The 14139-nt window shown below is 50.2% G+C and carries 11 protein-coding genes, 12 tRNA genes and 3 rRNA genes; all 26 read right to left on the reverse strand.

Translation table 11 applies throughout. The features are described 5' to 3' along the window. Positions 1-12 precede the first annotated feature (12 nt). On the reverse strand, positions 13-1020 hold the full coding sequence (gene tsaD, locus P404_RS0106700; protein WP_026830353.1) for a tRNA (adenosine(37)-N6)-threonylcarbamoyltransferase complex transferase subunit TsaD: 1008 nt from the start codon (positions 1018-1020) through the stop codon (positions 13-15). Next, on the reverse strand, positions 1017-1475 hold the full coding sequence (rimI, locus tag P404_RS0106705; RefSeq protein ID WP_026830354.1) for a ribosomal protein S18-alanine N-acetyltransferase: 459 nt from the start codon (positions 1473-1475) through the stop codon (positions 1017-1019). The genes tsaD and rimI overlap by 4 nt, the downstream gene beginning before the upstream one ends. Beyond that, complete coding sequence (gene tsaB / locus P404_RS0106710) at positions 1468-2121, reverse strand: tRNA (adenosine(37)-N6)-threonylcarbamoyltransferase complex dimerization subunit type 1 TsaB (RefSeq protein WP_026830355.1); 654 nt, start codon at positions 2119-2121, stop codon at positions 1468-1470. Before tsaB ends, rimI begins: the two co-directional genes overlap by 8 nt. Then, complete coding sequence (gene tsaE / locus P404_RS0106715) at positions 2118-2564, reverse strand: tRNA (adenosine(37)-N6)-threonylcarbamoyltransferase complex ATPase subunit type 1 TsaE (RefSeq protein WP_014971514.1); 447 nt, start codon at positions 2562-2564, stop codon at positions 2118-2120. The genes tsaB and tsaE overlap by 4 nt, the downstream gene beginning before the upstream one ends. 107 nt (positions 2565-2671) lie before the next feature. Next, positions 2672-2748: transfer RNA gene (locus P404_RS0106720), tRNA-Met, on the reverse strand. Between the two features lie 33 nt (positions 2749-2781). Beyond that, positions 2782-2858 (reverse strand) — tRNA-Met (locus P404_RS0106725). 168 nt (positions 2859-3026) lie between these two features. After that, positions 3027-3142 (reverse strand): 5S ribosomal RNA (rrf, locus tag P404_RS0106730). 48 nt (positions 3143-3190) lie between these two features. Further along, positions 3191-6106, reverse strand: a 23S ribosomal RNA gene (locus tag P404_RS0106735). Positions 6107-6273: 167 nt separating this feature from the next. Continuing rightward, positions 6274-7835 (reverse strand): 16S ribosomal RNA (locus tag P404_RS0106740). The 16S, 23S and 5S rRNA genes sit together here with 12 tRNA genes alongside, the layout of an rRNA operon. A gap of 134 nt (positions 7836-7969) precedes the next feature. Next, positions 7970-8046 (reverse strand) — tRNA-Ile (locus P404_RS0106745). A 19-nt stretch (positions 8047-8065) separates the two neighbouring features. Next, positions 8066-8142, reverse strand: a tRNA-Arg gene (locus tag P404_RS0106750). A 4-nt stretch (positions 8143-8146) separates the two neighbouring features. Beyond that, positions 8147-8232: transfer RNA gene (locus P404_RS0106755), tRNA-Leu, on the reverse strand. Positions 8233-8266: 34 nt separating this feature from the next. After that, a tRNA-Lys gene (locus P404_RS0106760) sits at positions 8267-8342 on the reverse strand. Between the two features lie 7 nt (positions 8343-8349). Next, positions 8350-8421: transfer RNA gene (locus P404_RS0106765), tRNA-Gln, on the reverse strand. Between the two features lie 4 nt (positions 8422-8425). Next, positions 8426-8501: transfer RNA gene (locus tag P404_RS0106770), tRNA-Asp, on the reverse strand. Between the two features lie 34 nt (positions 8502-8535). Continuing rightward, positions 8536-8611: transfer RNA gene (locus tag P404_RS0106775), tRNA-Val, on the reverse strand. Positions 8612-8615: 4 nt separating this feature from the next. Then, positions 8616-8690 (reverse strand) — tRNA-Glu (locus tag P404_RS0106780). Between the two features lie 49 nt (positions 8691-8739). Next, positions 8740-8831: transfer RNA gene (locus P404_RS0106785), tRNA-Ser, on the reverse strand. An 8-nt stretch (positions 8832-8839) separates the two neighbouring features. Then, positions 8840-8914, reverse strand: a tRNA-Asn gene (locus P404_RS0106790). Between the two features lie 149 nt (positions 8915-9063). Further along, a complete protein-coding gene (locus P404_RS0106795) occupies positions 9064-9504 on the reverse strand; it encodes a SprT family protein (protein WP_014971515.1) in 441 nt (146 codons plus the stop codon). Further along, the gene (locus P404_RS0106800; protein WP_026830356.1) at positions 9501-11621 is read right to left on the reverse strand and encodes a Tex family protein; all 2121 of its coding nucleotides are present in this window, start codon (positions 11619-11621) and stop codon (positions 9501-9503) included. The genes P404_RS0106795 and P404_RS0106800 overlap by 4 nt, the downstream gene beginning before the upstream one ends. 68 nt (positions 11622-11689) lie before the next feature. Further along, positions 11690-12487: an RNA polymerase sigma factor SigB gene (sigB, locus tag P404_RS0106805; RefSeq protein WP_026830357.1), complete on the reverse strand. Its 798-nt coding sequence runs from the start codon at positions 12485-12487 to the stop codon at positions 11690-11692. Then, positions 12453-12935, reverse strand: coding sequence for an anti-sigma B factor RsbW (gene rsbW / locus P404_RS0106810; RefSeq protein ID WP_014971518.1), 483 nt, complete (start codon positions 12933-12935; stop codon positions 12453-12455). The genes sigB and rsbW overlap by 35 nt, the downstream gene beginning before the upstream one ends. Continuing rightward, positions 12932-13258 (reverse strand): STAS domain-containing protein, encoded by a 327-nt coding sequence (locus tag P404_RS0106815; RefSeq protein WP_014971519.1) that lies wholly within the window; start codon positions 13256-13258, stop codon positions 12932-12934. The genes rsbW and P404_RS0106815 overlap by 4 nt, the downstream gene beginning before the upstream one ends. Positions 13259-13452: 194 nt before the next feature. Beyond that, the gene (locus tag P404_RS0106820) at positions 13453-13803 is read right to left on the reverse strand and encodes a type II toxin-antitoxin system PemK/MazF family toxin (RefSeq protein ID WP_014971520.1); all 351 of its coding nucleotides are present in this window, start codon (positions 13801-13803) and stop codon (positions 13453-13455) included. Between the two features lie 3 nt (positions 13804-13806). Continuing rightward, positions 13807-14031, reverse strand: a complete 225-nt coding sequence (locus P404_RS0106825; protein ID WP_012371670.1) for a hypothetical protein — start codon at positions 14029-14031, stop codon at positions 13807-13809. Between the last annotated feature and the right edge of the window lie 108 nt (positions 14032-14139).

The raw sequence follows: 14139 nt of genomic DNA on the forward strand, positions 1-14139 counted from the left end.
CTCTCGAATTCCTTACTTTAAATCTAGCCCAGGTTCGGCATTCATGGCAAGTGTCGATTGGCGACCGGCACGATATGGATGAATCGCTGCTGCTCCGATCATCGCGGCATTATCACCGCATAAGTGCATCGGTGGAATGACTAACTCGATGTCTTCCCGTTGACAGGCCTCCGTCAAACCCTTGCGTAACCCTTGGTTCGCCGCAACTCCGCCGGCAACGAGCAGCTGTGTTCCGCCTTTTTCTTTGACCGCACGAATTGCTTTTGTGACGAGGACTTCGACGACGCTTGCTTGAAAACTGGCTGCCAAGTCTTCCGGGATGATGACTTCTCCCCGTTGTTCTGCATTGTGGACGGCATTGATGACAGAGGATTTTAAGCCACTGAAACTAAAGTCATATGACTCTTTCTCAAGCCAAATCCGTGGGAAATGGAACGTATCCTGTCCCGTCTGTGCCAGTTGATCAATCCGGGGACCACCTGGATACGGGAGCTTCAAGGTCCGCGCCACTTTATCATACGCTTCTCCGGCTGCATCATCACGGGTTTCCCCGATTACTTCGTAGACGCCGTCTTCCGGCATATAAATCAATTCCGTATGTCCCCCTGAAGCAATCAAACAGACGAGTGGAAACTGAAGTTCTTGCACAAGACGATTGGCATAAATATGACCCGCGATGTGGTGAACACCAATCAATGGTTTACTATGAGCAAAAGCCAATGCTTTTGCCGCGCTGACACCGACGAGGAGGGCACCTACAAGACCCGGTCCTTCCGTGACGGCAATCGCATCGATCTCATCGATCGTGACGCCTGCTTCCGTCAAAGCATCATCAATGACATATGTGATCCGTTCCACGTGATGACGGGAAGCGACTTCCGGCACGACCCCGCCAAAACGCTTATGACTCTCGATTTGAGACGACACGACATTCGATAATATTTCTGTTCCACCTCGCACGACAGCAGCGGCTGTCTCATCACAACTGGATTCAATCGCTAATATCAACGGTTGTGTCATAGCTCGTCTCCTTCTAGTTCCAGCCAATAGATGGCTGCATCTTCATTATTATCTTGGTAATATCGTTTTCGTGTTCCGGCATACAAAAAGCCCAGTTTTTCATATAACGTCCGAGCTGGTGTATTCGAGACACGGACTTCAAGAGTCATCGCCCGTAAGTCAAGCTGTTGTGCCTGTCCGATCAATGCGATCAGCAACGCTTCACCAATTCCGTTCCCTCGTGCTCCCCGCTTCACCGCGACGTTCGTGATATGGCCTTCATCGGCAATGTGCCAGAGTCCCGCGAATCCGATGATTTCTTCGGTCTCTGCGACCAAATAATAGGCATTCGGATTTTGCGTCATCTCCGCAACAAATGCTTCCAGTGTCCACGGCGTCGCAAAGGATTCGCGTTCCACGGCATGAACGCCAGGTGCGTCCGCGACCGTCATTTTTCGAATCAAGACGTTACTCATGACGTTGTGCCTCAATCCATTTGGCTTCTGCTTCCGCGAGACGCAGGTAACGTGGTTCAAACGAATGGACATCGACCGGCTGACGTGTTGCGCCAAGCATCGCCAACACACCGGCGCGTGGTGCGCGGAATGCCGGGTCAACGATTGTGAACGGTTGAAGTTCCGATACGAACTTGTCCGTATCCCCCGTCACTTTCGTATCCACCGGCAAGTTCTTGACGAAATCTGCGACCAATGTATGTTGCTCTTCTCCGACCAACTGACCGTTTTCGTAGAGACCAACGAATCCTGTTCCGCGGCGGGCGTCTTGAATCGCTACGATGCGACCGGTTGAGCCGGCGGATGCCGCCATCAATTCAAGTGTCGAGACGGGAACAAGCTCGATTCCTAATGTATAGGCTAATGTCTTGGCCGTTGTTGCTCCAATCCGAAGACCGGTATAAGAACCCGGTCCATCGGCAATGACGACACGTGTCAAATCGCGCGGTGACCAGCGGACTTCCTGCATCATGCGCTCAAGCAAAGGCATCAGTTTCGTCGCATGGTTCAACGAGGTCACATAAGAGGCTTCTGCCAAGATCTGTTTCCCGTCCGATAACGCAACAGACAGTTGTTTCGTCGATGTATCAATCGCTACGATTTTCATGGATTTAACCCCTCACATATCTTGATGTACTGTTCACCGATCGGTTCAAGCAAAAAACGACGTGAGTCATCGCCCGTCCGTTCAATCGTGATCGCAAGGCGTTCGGGTGGAAGGACATCAGCAATCAATTCCGACCATTCGACGACAGCGACACCATCTCCATTCAAATATTCTTCAAGACCGATGTCATCTCCACCTTCGAGACGGTAAACATCCATATGGTAAAGCGGCAATCGTCCAGTATAGACCTTCATGATCGTAAACGTCGGACTGTTGACGTTTCGGGTAACACCCAGCCCCTTGGCGAATCCTTGGGTGAAGGTTGTCTTTCCTGCCCCTAAGTCCCCGTCCAGCGTCACGACCATCCCTTTGAAGGCACGGTGTCCCAGTTCAACGGCAAGCGCCGTCGTCTGTTCGAGATTCGTCAATTCAAGTTTCATCATCTGTGTCCCTCCTCCTTTTCTCTTACTCCATTGTACCGAACAAAAAAGGCAAAAAAAAATACGAAACGCTGAACGTTTCGTAGTAAAGTTGAAGTTAAGTTTAAAATTGGTTGCGGGGGCCGGATTTGAACCGACGACCTTTGGGTTATGAGCCCAACGAGCTACCAGACTGCTCCACCCCGCGACGATAAACGTTTCGGATTTGAATTATAAAAATTGGTTGCGGGGGCCGGATTTGAACCGACGACCTTTGGGTTATGAGCCCAACGAGCTACCAGACTGCTCCACCCCGCGATGATATAACGTTTCGACAGATATTAATATAACATGTGTTTTTAAAAAATACAAGCGTTATTTCATTTTTTTGTTGTTTTTTCTAAAAGAACTTATAGTAACATCATTTTTTTGACTGCTTTTTAAAAGAAAAACCGACCTGCTGTATGCAGATCGGTCCTTTCAATGGCCTGGCAACGTCCTATCCTCACAGGGGGAAGCCCCCAACTACTTTCGGCGTTCAAGTGCTTAACTTCCGTGTTCGGCATGGGAACGGGTGTGACCACTTGGCTATCGTCACCAGACGACGGGCTCGCGCCCTCAAAACTGAAGTCATCAACAAGATCATCTGCTAGAACAAGGCCTCGACCGATTAGTATCACTCAGCTCCGCATGTCGCCATGCTTCCACCCGTGACCTATCTACCTCATCGTCTCTGAGGGGTCTTTCTTGATTACTCAAAGGGAAATCTCATCTTGGAGGGGGCTTCATGCTTAGATGCTTTCAGCATTTATCCCGTCCGCACGTAGCTACCCAGCGATGCTCCTGGCGGAACAACTGGTACACCAGCGGTGCGTCCATCCCGGTCCTCTCGTACTAAGGACAGCTCTCCTCAAATTTCCTGCGCCCACGACGGATAGGGACCGAACTGTCTCACGACGTTCTGAACCCAGCTCGCGTACCGCTTTAATGGGCGAACAGCCCAACCCTTGGGACCTACTCCAGCCCCAGGATGCGATGAGCCGACATCGAGGTGCCAAACCTCCCCGTCGATGTGGACTCTTGGGGGAGATCAGCCTGTTATCCCCAGGGTAGCTTTTATCCGTTGAGCGATGGCCCTTCCATGCGGAACCACCGGATCACTAAGCCCGACTTTCGTCCCTGCTCGACTTGTAGGTCTCGCAGTCAAGCTCCCTTCTGCCTTTGCGCTCTACGAATGATTTCCAACCATTCTGAGGGAACCTTTGGGCGCCTCCGTTACTGTTTAGGAGGCGACCGCCCCAGTCAAACTACCCGCCTGACACGGTCCTCCAGCCGGATGACGGCTGCGAGTTAGAGACTCTATGCATGAAGGGCGGTATCCCAAGGGTGACTCCTCCGAAGCTGGCGCTCCGGTCTCGACGTCTCCCGCCTATCCTGTACATCATGCACAAAGCCTCAATATCAGGCTGTAGTAAAGCTCCATGGGGTCTTTCCGTCCTGTCGCGGGTAACCTGCATCTTCACAGGTACTATGATTTCACCGGGTCTCTCGTTGAGACAGTGCCCAAATCGTTACGCCTTTCGTGCGGGTCGGAACTTACCCGACAAGGAATTTCGCTACCTTAGGACCGTTATAGTTACGGCCGCCGTTTACTGGGGCTTCGGTTCAAAGCTTCGCTTGCGCTAACCCATCCCCTTAACCTTCCAGCACCGGGCAGGCGTCAGCCCCTATACGTCATCTTGCGATTTAGCAGAGACCTGTGTTTTTGCTAAACAGTCGTTTGGGCCTATTCACTGCGGCTCTACTCAATGTAGAGCGTCCCTTCTCCCGAAGTTACGGGACCATTTTGCCGAGTTCCTTAACGAGAGTTATCCCGCGCGTCTTAGAATTCTCATCCCGCCTACCTGTGTCGGTTTACGGTACTGGCACCTTCCACCTCACTAGAGGCTTTTCTTGGCAGTGTGAAATCGTGACCTTCGTCCCTACGGGACTCCGCATCGTTCCTCGACTTTGATGCCTGACGGATTTGCCAATCAGACGGTCTCGAAACTTACACATGCACTTCCATCCGCATGCGTCACTATCCTCCTGCGTCCCCCCATTGTTCAAACGGTGGATCGGTGGTACAGGAATATCAACCTGTTATCCATCGCCTACGCCTTTCGGCCTCGGCTTAGGTCCAGACTAACCCTGAGCGGACGAGCCTTCCTCAGGAAACCTTGGGCTTTCGACGGAGGGGATTCTCACCCCTCTTTTCGCTACTCACACCGGCATTCTCACTTCCAAACGCTCCACTGCTCCTTACGGTACAGCTTCACAGCGGTTTGGAACGCTCCCCTACCATTCCTTACGGAATCCGCAGCTTCGGTGGTATGTTTAGCCCCGTTACATTTTCGGCGCGGCGCCACTCGACTAGTGAGCTATTACGCACTCTTTGAATGGTGGCTGCTTCTAAGCCAACATCCTAGCTGTCTAGGCAGCGCCACATCCTTTTCCACTTAACATACACTTTGGGACCTTAGCTGGCGGTCTGGGCTGTTTCCCTCTTGACTACGGATCTTATCACTCGCAGTCTGACTCCCGAGTATAAGTTGCCGGCATTCGGAGTTTAACTGAATTCGGTAACCCTGTGGGGGCCCCTAGTCCAATCAGTGCTCTACCTCCGGAACTCTCAACCTCGAGGCTAGCCCTAAAGCTATTTCGGGGAGAACCAGCTATCTCCAGGTTCGATTGGCATTTCACCGCTACCCACACCTCATCCCCGCACTTTTCAACGTGCGTGGGTTCGGACCTCCAGTCAGTGTTACCTGACCTTCATCCTGGACATGGGTAGATCACCTGGTTTCGGGTCTACGACAACGCACTATGGCGCCCTATTCAGACTCGCTTTCGCTACGGCTCCGCCTCATCAGCTTAACCTCGCGCGCTATCGTAACTCGCCGGTTCATTCTACAAAAGGCACGCCATCACCCATTAACGGGCTCTGACTACTTGTAGGCATACGGTTTCAGGATCTATTTCACTCCCCTTCCGGGGTGCTTTTCACCTTTCCCTCACGGTACTGGTTCACTATCGGTCACTAGGGAGTATTTAGCCTTGGGAGATGGTCCTCCCGGATTCCGACGGGGTTTCACGTGTCCCGCCGTACTCAGGATCCACTCTGGAGGGAAAACAGTTTCAGCTACAGGGCTGTCACCTTCTTCGGCCGACCTTTCCAGGTCGTTCACCTACTGTCTTCCTTTTTGACTCCGTATAGAGTGTCCTACAACCCCGGAGAGCATGCTCTCCGGTTTGGGCTGTTCCCGTTTCGCTCGCCGCTACTCAGGGAATCGCATTTGCTTTCTCTTCCTCCGGGTACTTAGATGTTTCAGTTCCCCGGGTCTGCCTCACGCTACACTATGTATTCATGTAACATGTCCCATCCCATTACGGATGGTGGGTTCCCCCATTCGGAAATCCTCGGATCAAAGCATACTTACTGCTCCCCGAAGCATATCGCTGTTCGTCGCGTCCTTCATCGGCTCCTAGTGCCAAGGCATCCACCGTACGCCCTTCATACCTTGATCTAGCATTTTGGTATTCTAAGAACACACGTCTAATGACATGGTTATAAAAAGTTTGATGTCTTGTTGATGTCTTCAGTTTTCAAGGTGCGAGTGTCTCTTATCGAGACTGAGAGACGAGCTCTCAAAACTGAACGATGGGCATGTCCCTTACGGGACGTTTTCCTTAGAAAGGAGGTGATCCAGCCGCACCTTCCGATACGGCTACCTTGTTACGACTTCACCCCAATCATCTACCCCACCTTCGACGGCTGGCTCCTTGCGGTTACCTCACCGGCTTCGGGTGTTGCAAACTCTCGTGGTGTGACGGGCGGTGTGTACAAGACCCGGGAACGTATTCACCGCAGTATGCTGACCTGCGATTACTAGCGATTCCGACTTCATGCAGGCGAGTTGCAGCCTGCAATCCGAACTGGGAACGGCTTTCTGGGATTGGCTCCACCTCGCGGTCTCGCTGCCCTTTGTACCGTCCATTGTAGCACGTGTGTAGCCCAACTCATAAGGGGCATGATGATTTGACGTCATCCCCACCTTCCTCCGGTTTGTCACCGGCAGTCTCCCTAGAGTGCCCAACTAAATGCTGGCAACTAAGGATAGGGGTTGCGCTCGTTGCGGGACTTAACCCAACATCTCACGACACGAGCTGACGACAACCATGCACCACCTGTCACCCTTGTCCCCGAAGGGAAAACTTGATCTCTCAAGCGGTCAAGGGGATGTCAAGAGTTGGTAAGGTTCTTCGCGTTGCTTCGAATTAAACCACATGCTCCACCGCTTGTGCGGGTCCCCGTCAATTCCTTTGAGTTTCAGCCTTGCGGCCGTACTCCCCAGGCGGAGTGCTTAATGCGTTAGCTTCAGCACTGAGGGGCGGAAACCCCCCAACACCTAGCACTCATCGTTTACGGCGTGGACTACCAGGGTATCTAATCCTGTTTGCTCCCCACGCTTTCGCGCCTCAGCGTCAGTTACAGACCAAAGAGTCGCCTTCGCCACTGGTGTTCCTCCACATCTCTACGCATTTCACCGCTACACATGGAATTCCACTCTTCTCTTCTGTACTCAAGCCTTCCAGTTTCCAATGACCCTCCCCGGTTGAGCCGGGGGCTTTCACATCAGACTTAAAAGGCCGCCTGCGCGCGCTTTACGCCCAATAATTCCGGACAACGCTTGCCACCTACGTATTACCGCGGCTGCTGGCACGTAGTTAGCCGTGGCTTTCTCGTAAGGTACCGTCATAGCATGAGCATTACCTCTCACGCCTATTCTTCCCTTACAACAGAGTTTTACGATCCGAAAACCTTCATCACTCACGCGGCGTTGCTCCATCAGACTTTCGTCCATTGTGGAAGATTCCCTACTGCTGCCTCCCGTAGGAGTCTGGGCCGTGTCTCAGTCCCAGTGTGGCCGATCACCCTCTCAGGTCGGCTATGCATCGTCGCCTTGGTGGGCCATTACCCCACCAACTAGCTAATGCACCGCAAGGCCATCTCAAGGTGACGCCGAAGCGCCTTTCATCATCAGACCATGCGGTCTGAAGAACTATCCGGTATTAGCTCCGATTTCTCGGAGTTATCCCAATCCTTAAGGCAGGTTCCTTACGTGTTACTCACCCGTCCGCCGCTCATTCCCCTCACTTCCCTCCGAAGAGTTCCGTGAGCTTCCTGCGCTCGACTTGCATGTATTAGGCACGCCGCCAGCGTTCGTCCTGAGCCAGGATCAAACTCTCCATAAAGTGTTTGACTTGCTCGTTGTTGTGACCGGAGTCACGTTGACGAAGCTTGCGCTTCATTCATTGTTTGTATCCGAAGATACGTTTTTTGCCTCATCGTTCAGTTTTCAAAGTTCGTCATCGTTTGTTTTGAAAAATGGTGGGCCTAAGTGGACTCGAACCACCGACCTCACGCTTATCAGGCGTGCGCTCTAACCAGCTGAGCTATAGGCCCGTCAAAAGCAAACAAAATGTGGTGCACCCTGAGAGATTCGAACTCCCGACCCCTTGATTCGTAGTCAAGTACTCTATCCAGCTGAGCTAAGGGTGCGATATGGTGCGGTCGAGAGGACTTGAACCTCCACAGTGTTGCCACCACTAGGCCCTCAACCTAGCGCGTCTACCATTCCGCCACGACCGCAAATATAAAATTGAAATTAAAGTTAAAATTAAAATGGTGTGTCATGCAGGATTCGAACCTGCGACCCTCTGATTAAAAGTCAGATGCTCTACCAACTGAGCTAATGACACGAGAAAACTGGGCTGGAAGGGATCGAACCTTCGCATGCTGGAATCAAAATCCAGTGCCTTACCACTTGGCCACAGCCCAAAAATGGCGGTCCTGACGGGATTCGAACCCGCGATCTCCTGCGTGACAGGCAGGCATGTTAACCGCTACACCACAGGACCACATTTTTGTGAAACTTAAGTATGAAATTAAAAATGGTGGAGGATGACGGGATCGAACCGCCGACCCTCTGCTTGTAAGGCAGATGCTCTCCCAGCTGAGCTAATCCTCCGAAATGGTGACCCGTACGGGAATCGAACCCGTGATACCGCCGTGAAAGGGCGGTGTCTTAACCGCTTGACCAACGGGCCAGTTTAAAATCGATAATTATTCTCAAGTAACAAATTCACATAAGAGGTCTGGCGGAGATGGAGGGATTCGAACCCTCGCACCAGTTTCCCGGCCTACACCCTTAGCAGGGGCGCCCCTTATAGCCACTTGGGTACATCTCCAAAAATAATGGCTCCGCAAGTAGGATTTGAACCTACGACCTACCGGTTAACAGCCGGTTGCTCTACCACTGAGCTATTGCGGAACGTGACGTTCGTTTCAGAACACTTTTCTATATTAGCAACTTTCTTTCTCTTCGTCAATGCTTTTTTAAAAAAGTTTTTAATGACGAGAAGTTGTTTAGTTGCGGTCGTTTTGACGACTTCTATAATTTATCATGCTCCGAAATGAACGTCAACTACTTTTGTGAAAAATCTTTCCACGACATCGTCCACACCGGTATCGCTCTGGATTCATCTTTCTTTTCCTTCTATATAATGTCCCGCATTTTTTACATTCATAGAGATGCGTCTTTTTTTCATTTTCTTTTAAACGCGGACTATACCGTAAGCCTCCATACCGGGATAACCACTCTTTGAAGTCGTGATCTTGATGCCGGTGCCCTTTCCCTTGCAGGTGAAGATGATAGTGGCAAAGCTCGTGAATGACGATTCCGCGAAAGATATGTGGGTCTTCGAGATATCGCCGATTGAAGTCAAGATGGTGATCCGTCAAAAAATAGCGACCGCCTGTCGTCCGTAAGCGATCATTAAACAACGCTCTGTGCGCAAAAGGTAAAGCAAACACGTCGAGTGATAACCGCTCGACGTATTGCTGTAATTGTTCATTCGTCATGACGGGCTGACCATCGTTAATCCGATGCGTCCCCGTTCCGGTTCGACACTCGTCACCCACACTGTGACGATGTCCCCGACCGCGATGACATCAAGCGGATGTTTGACCCGTTTTTTACTAAGTTTCGAGATGTGCACCAGTCCACTCTCTTTGACGCCGATATCTACAAATGCTCCAAAGTCGAGTACGTTGCGCACCGTGCCTTGAAACTCCATTCCGACTTGAATCATGTCGAGGGATAATACATCTTGGCGCAACAACGGTTTATCAAGCGCTTCACGCGGATCGCGTTCCGGACGTTGTAACGCTTCAATGATGTCGCGTAAGGTCGGTTCCCCAACTTCAAGCAACTGCGCCGTCTCTTGTACGGATAAGCCGTCGAGTCGGGTCCGCAACTCTTCCGTCCCTACTGTCTGTAACGATAAATCGAGCTGCTTAAACAACCGTTCGACGGTTTTATATTGTTCCGGGTGGATCGGTGTCCGGTCAAGGGGATGACTGCCTTCCGGTATCCGTAAGAATCCTGCCGCCTGTTCATAGGCTTTTGCTCCTAAGCGTGGTACTTTCAACAGTTCTTTCCGGGATTCAAAGGCACCCAGCTCCGATCGACGTTCGACAATTTTTTTCGCAGTGGCTTTTGTGATCCCTGCGACATAACCGAGGAGTGACTCCGATGCCGTATTGACATCAACACCTACCTGGTTAACGACCGTCTCGACGACGAAGTCGAGTGTTTCTTTTAACTTCGTTTGTGTGACATCATGTTGGTATTGTCCGACACCCACCGATTGTGGGTCGACCTTGACGAGTTCTGCCAACGGATCTTGCAATCGTCTTGCGATCGAAATCGCCGACCGCTGTTCGACTTGTAGGTCAGGAAACTCCGTCCGTGCGATTTCCGATGCGGAATAAATACTCGCACCCGCTTCATCGACGATTGTGAAAGCGATGTCATCATGTTCCTTGATCCAATTCGCGACAAACGATTCCGTCTCACGGGAAGCCGTTCCGTTTCCGATCGCTATCAATTCAACACCGTACCGTTTCACGAGTTTCGTCAAGACCTGACGCGCCTCCTGTGCTTTTTGTTCAGACATCGTGACATAGACGACACCCACTTCTTTGACTTCTCCCGTCGGATCAATGACCGCCCATTTACAGCCGGTCCGGTAGGCAGGGTCAAGACCTAACATCACTTTCCCTTTCATCGGTGGTTGCATATAGAGTTGTCGTAAATTCTTTCCGAATACTTCAATCGCTTGATTTTCCGCCTTGTCCGTCAATTCATTGCGAAGTTCCCGTTCGATCGCCGGAAAGACAGATTTTTTATAGCCTGTTTGGACAGCTTCTTCGACCAGACGCCGTTTTTCATCCGCTAACCGGCTAAACGGGCGCAACAGGTACGGCAATACGTGTTGATCATCCAAGACTACTTTGACCGAAACGATTTTTAACGATTCGGCACGATTGATCGCTAAAATCCGGTGCGGCACGATTTGACGGATTCGTTCATTGTATTCATAGTACTGCGCGAATACACGTTTCTCGTCGACTGCGTCTTTTTTTAACTTCGTGACGATGTCCGCGAAGCGATACGCCGTCTTGCGGATATGATCACGGACACTTGCCTGCTCTCCCCATTCCTCAGCAATGATCGCTTGCGCCCCAGCAACCGCTTCCCCTTCTTCATGCGCTGCGATAAACTGATTAAACTGTTCATCGTCATACGATTTCGGGGAACGTAAAAAGTCGGCGAACGGTGCCAGTCCGGCTTCCCGTGCGATTTCCGCCTTCGTTCGTCGTTTCGGACGGAACGGTAAGTATAAGTCTTCAATCTGTTGCAGCGTCGTCGCCGCATTCAGGCTTTGTTTCAACTCTGGCGTCATGACGCCCTGTTCTTCAATTTTACGCAGGACGTCTTCTCGTTTCGTTTCGAGCTGCGTGATACTTTTATGGCGGTCGAGGATCGCTTTGATTTCGACCTCATCGAGTTCACCGGTTTGTTCTTTGCGGTACCTGGCGATAAACGGAATCGTTCCCCCGTCTTCCGTCAGTTGTAAAACGGCTTTCACTTGTGCTAGTCGTAAATTCAATTCTGTTGCGATTCTCTTCTCCATCTTCTTCACCTCTCCTTCATTATACCGAAGAATCGATCGGACACAAAAAAAAGACCGATGCCTAAGCATCAGTCTTTTGAGAATACTTCGTTTGGTTCCACTTTGATCGCTTCGCGTAACTTTTGAAGAGCCCGGCGTTGCAGGCGCGAGACATGCATCTGCGAAATACCGAGTAATTCCCCGGTTTCCTTTTGACTCATGTTCCGGTAATAGGCACATTCTAAAATCGAACGTTCCCGATCCGTCAAAACCGCAAAAGCTTTTTCAAGAATCAACCTTTGATCAACCGAGTCATAACCATTTTCTTGGTTCCCGACTAAATCAAGCAACGTGACCGTACTGCCTTCTTGGTCAGCTTCAATCGAACTATCAACGGATAACGCTTGATAACTCTTACCCATTTCGAGCGTCTCGAGCACTTCCTCTTCCGACACTTCTAGACGGGCTGCAATTTCATCAATCCGTGGTGACCGTTGCAGTTCCGTCGTCAATTCTTCGACGGCTTTCTTGATTTTTGGACCCAGCTCCTTGATTCGACGGGGGACGTGTACACTCCATGTCTTGTCGCGGATAAATCGTTTAATTTCACCGATGATGGTCGGGACGGCAAACGATTCAAAACTGCGACCAAATTCTTTATCAAAGCGACGAAGTGCCGCGAGTAGACCGATCATGCCGACTTGAACGAGATCGTCATGAATCGGGCGGCCACGTGAGAATTTACGGGCGAGTGCCTCGACGAGATCCGAGTAACGCGCGAGTAACGCAGCATGGACTTCCTCATCTTGGTCATCTTGTTGGTATAGGTCAATTAGTCGAAGGACTTCGTCATCACTGTGATGGCGTTGTTGAGACTTTGCTGGCACTTTGACCCACCTCATCTCTATTCATATATTTTGTCATATGGACAGTGACGCCGTTTGCTTTCTCGATCGTGACTTGATCCATGAGTGCTTCAATCATTAAGATCCCTAGTCCCCCCTCATGCAGAGAGTCTAGATCATGTGAGTCCGTAATCGGTTCACTTTGGCGTTTGACGCTGTCTTTATCAAATGTCACACCGTTGTCTTTGACGATGATTTCAAGACGGTCATCCGGATAGACGTTACACGTCAATGCCATCGATCCATCTTTTTCTCCTTCATATGCATGCTGAACGGCATTCGCACATGCTTCAGAAACAGCGATTTTGATGTCTTCGATGTCATCGTATGTGTAGCCCATCCGATTCGCGACACCAGAAACCGTTAGTCGAGCGATTGCTACGTATTCCGGTTTTGCCGGAAGCGTCATTTCAAGTTGTTCGTTCTTCATTGTGTCCCACCTCGTACACCACTATCGATTGTAATGATGCTTGAAAGACCTGTGATTTCGAATAGACGACGAATCCGTTCGGATACCCCGACGAGTGTGAACGTCGTTCCGTTTTTCTTTGAGGCTTTAAGCGCCCCGACAAATACACCAAGACCTGTTGAATCCATATAATGAATTTCATCCAAGTGGACGACGACATCATTTGTTTCGACTGCCGGTACTAATTCTTGACGAAGTTTCGGTGCTGTATACGTATCAATCTCTCCTGCGATATAGAGATGCGTCTGACCATCTAGTTGCTCTGTTTTAATTGTTAAATCCATCTTCAAGTTCCTCCTCAAGGAAAATCTACTATGTGTTTTCTCTATCTCTATCATCTGAATGAACCACTTTAAATAAAAGGTCACTCTGATGTAATTCCCCGATTTCACTGTTCCTAAACCACTTTTTTTAAAAATCGTTCAAAAAAAAGTCGCATACAAATGTATCGACTCTTCTCGCTGTTCTATGTAAGTGCCTAAAAGTCAATCAAGCCTAGGCTGATCGCGACGGCACTATTTACTTTCATCATCGTGTCAGGATCTAGGTGCGTGACTTTATCCGTTAGACGGCGTTTGTCGATTGTACGGACCTGCTCAAGTAGGATGACCGAATCACGTTCTAATCCGTGTCGCTCTCGATATACTTCCACATGGGTCGGTAGTTTGGCTTTGTCGATCTGTGCCGTGATCGCAGCCACGATTACAGTTGGGCTGAATCGGTTACCAATATCATTTTGTAGGACAAGGACAGGACGAACGCCTCCTTGTTCCGATCCGACCACAGGTGACAAATTTGCATAAAACACGTCGCCACGTTTGACTATCAAAGCTTACACCCCGCTTACTTGACGTAGGAGCGAGAACTCCGCCTCCGTTTCAATCTGGAACATTTCGCCAACGATTGATAAATTGATCGCTGCCATTTCTTCGTAACCACGTTTCAATTCCTCACGTAGCTGACGCTTGCGTTCTTCCGTCGTATGGTTCGACTTCATCCCAATCGTCTCCTTCGCTACATTTCGCTCAACAAATTGCTTTTCCCGTTGTTGGACCAAGATAATGGCACCTCCAGATTCACTGAAACCTTAACGAACGACTCACTTCCACTTCAATATATCAGTCAAATTCAGAAAATACAATCAAAATTCAAACAAATAACATTT

The sequence above is a fragment of the Exiguobacterium antarcticum DSM 14480 genome (assembly GCF_000685865.1).
Classification (GTDB): Bacteria; Bacillota; Bacilli; order Exiguobacteriales; family Exiguobacteriaceae; genus Exiguobacterium_A; species Exiguobacterium_A antarcticum.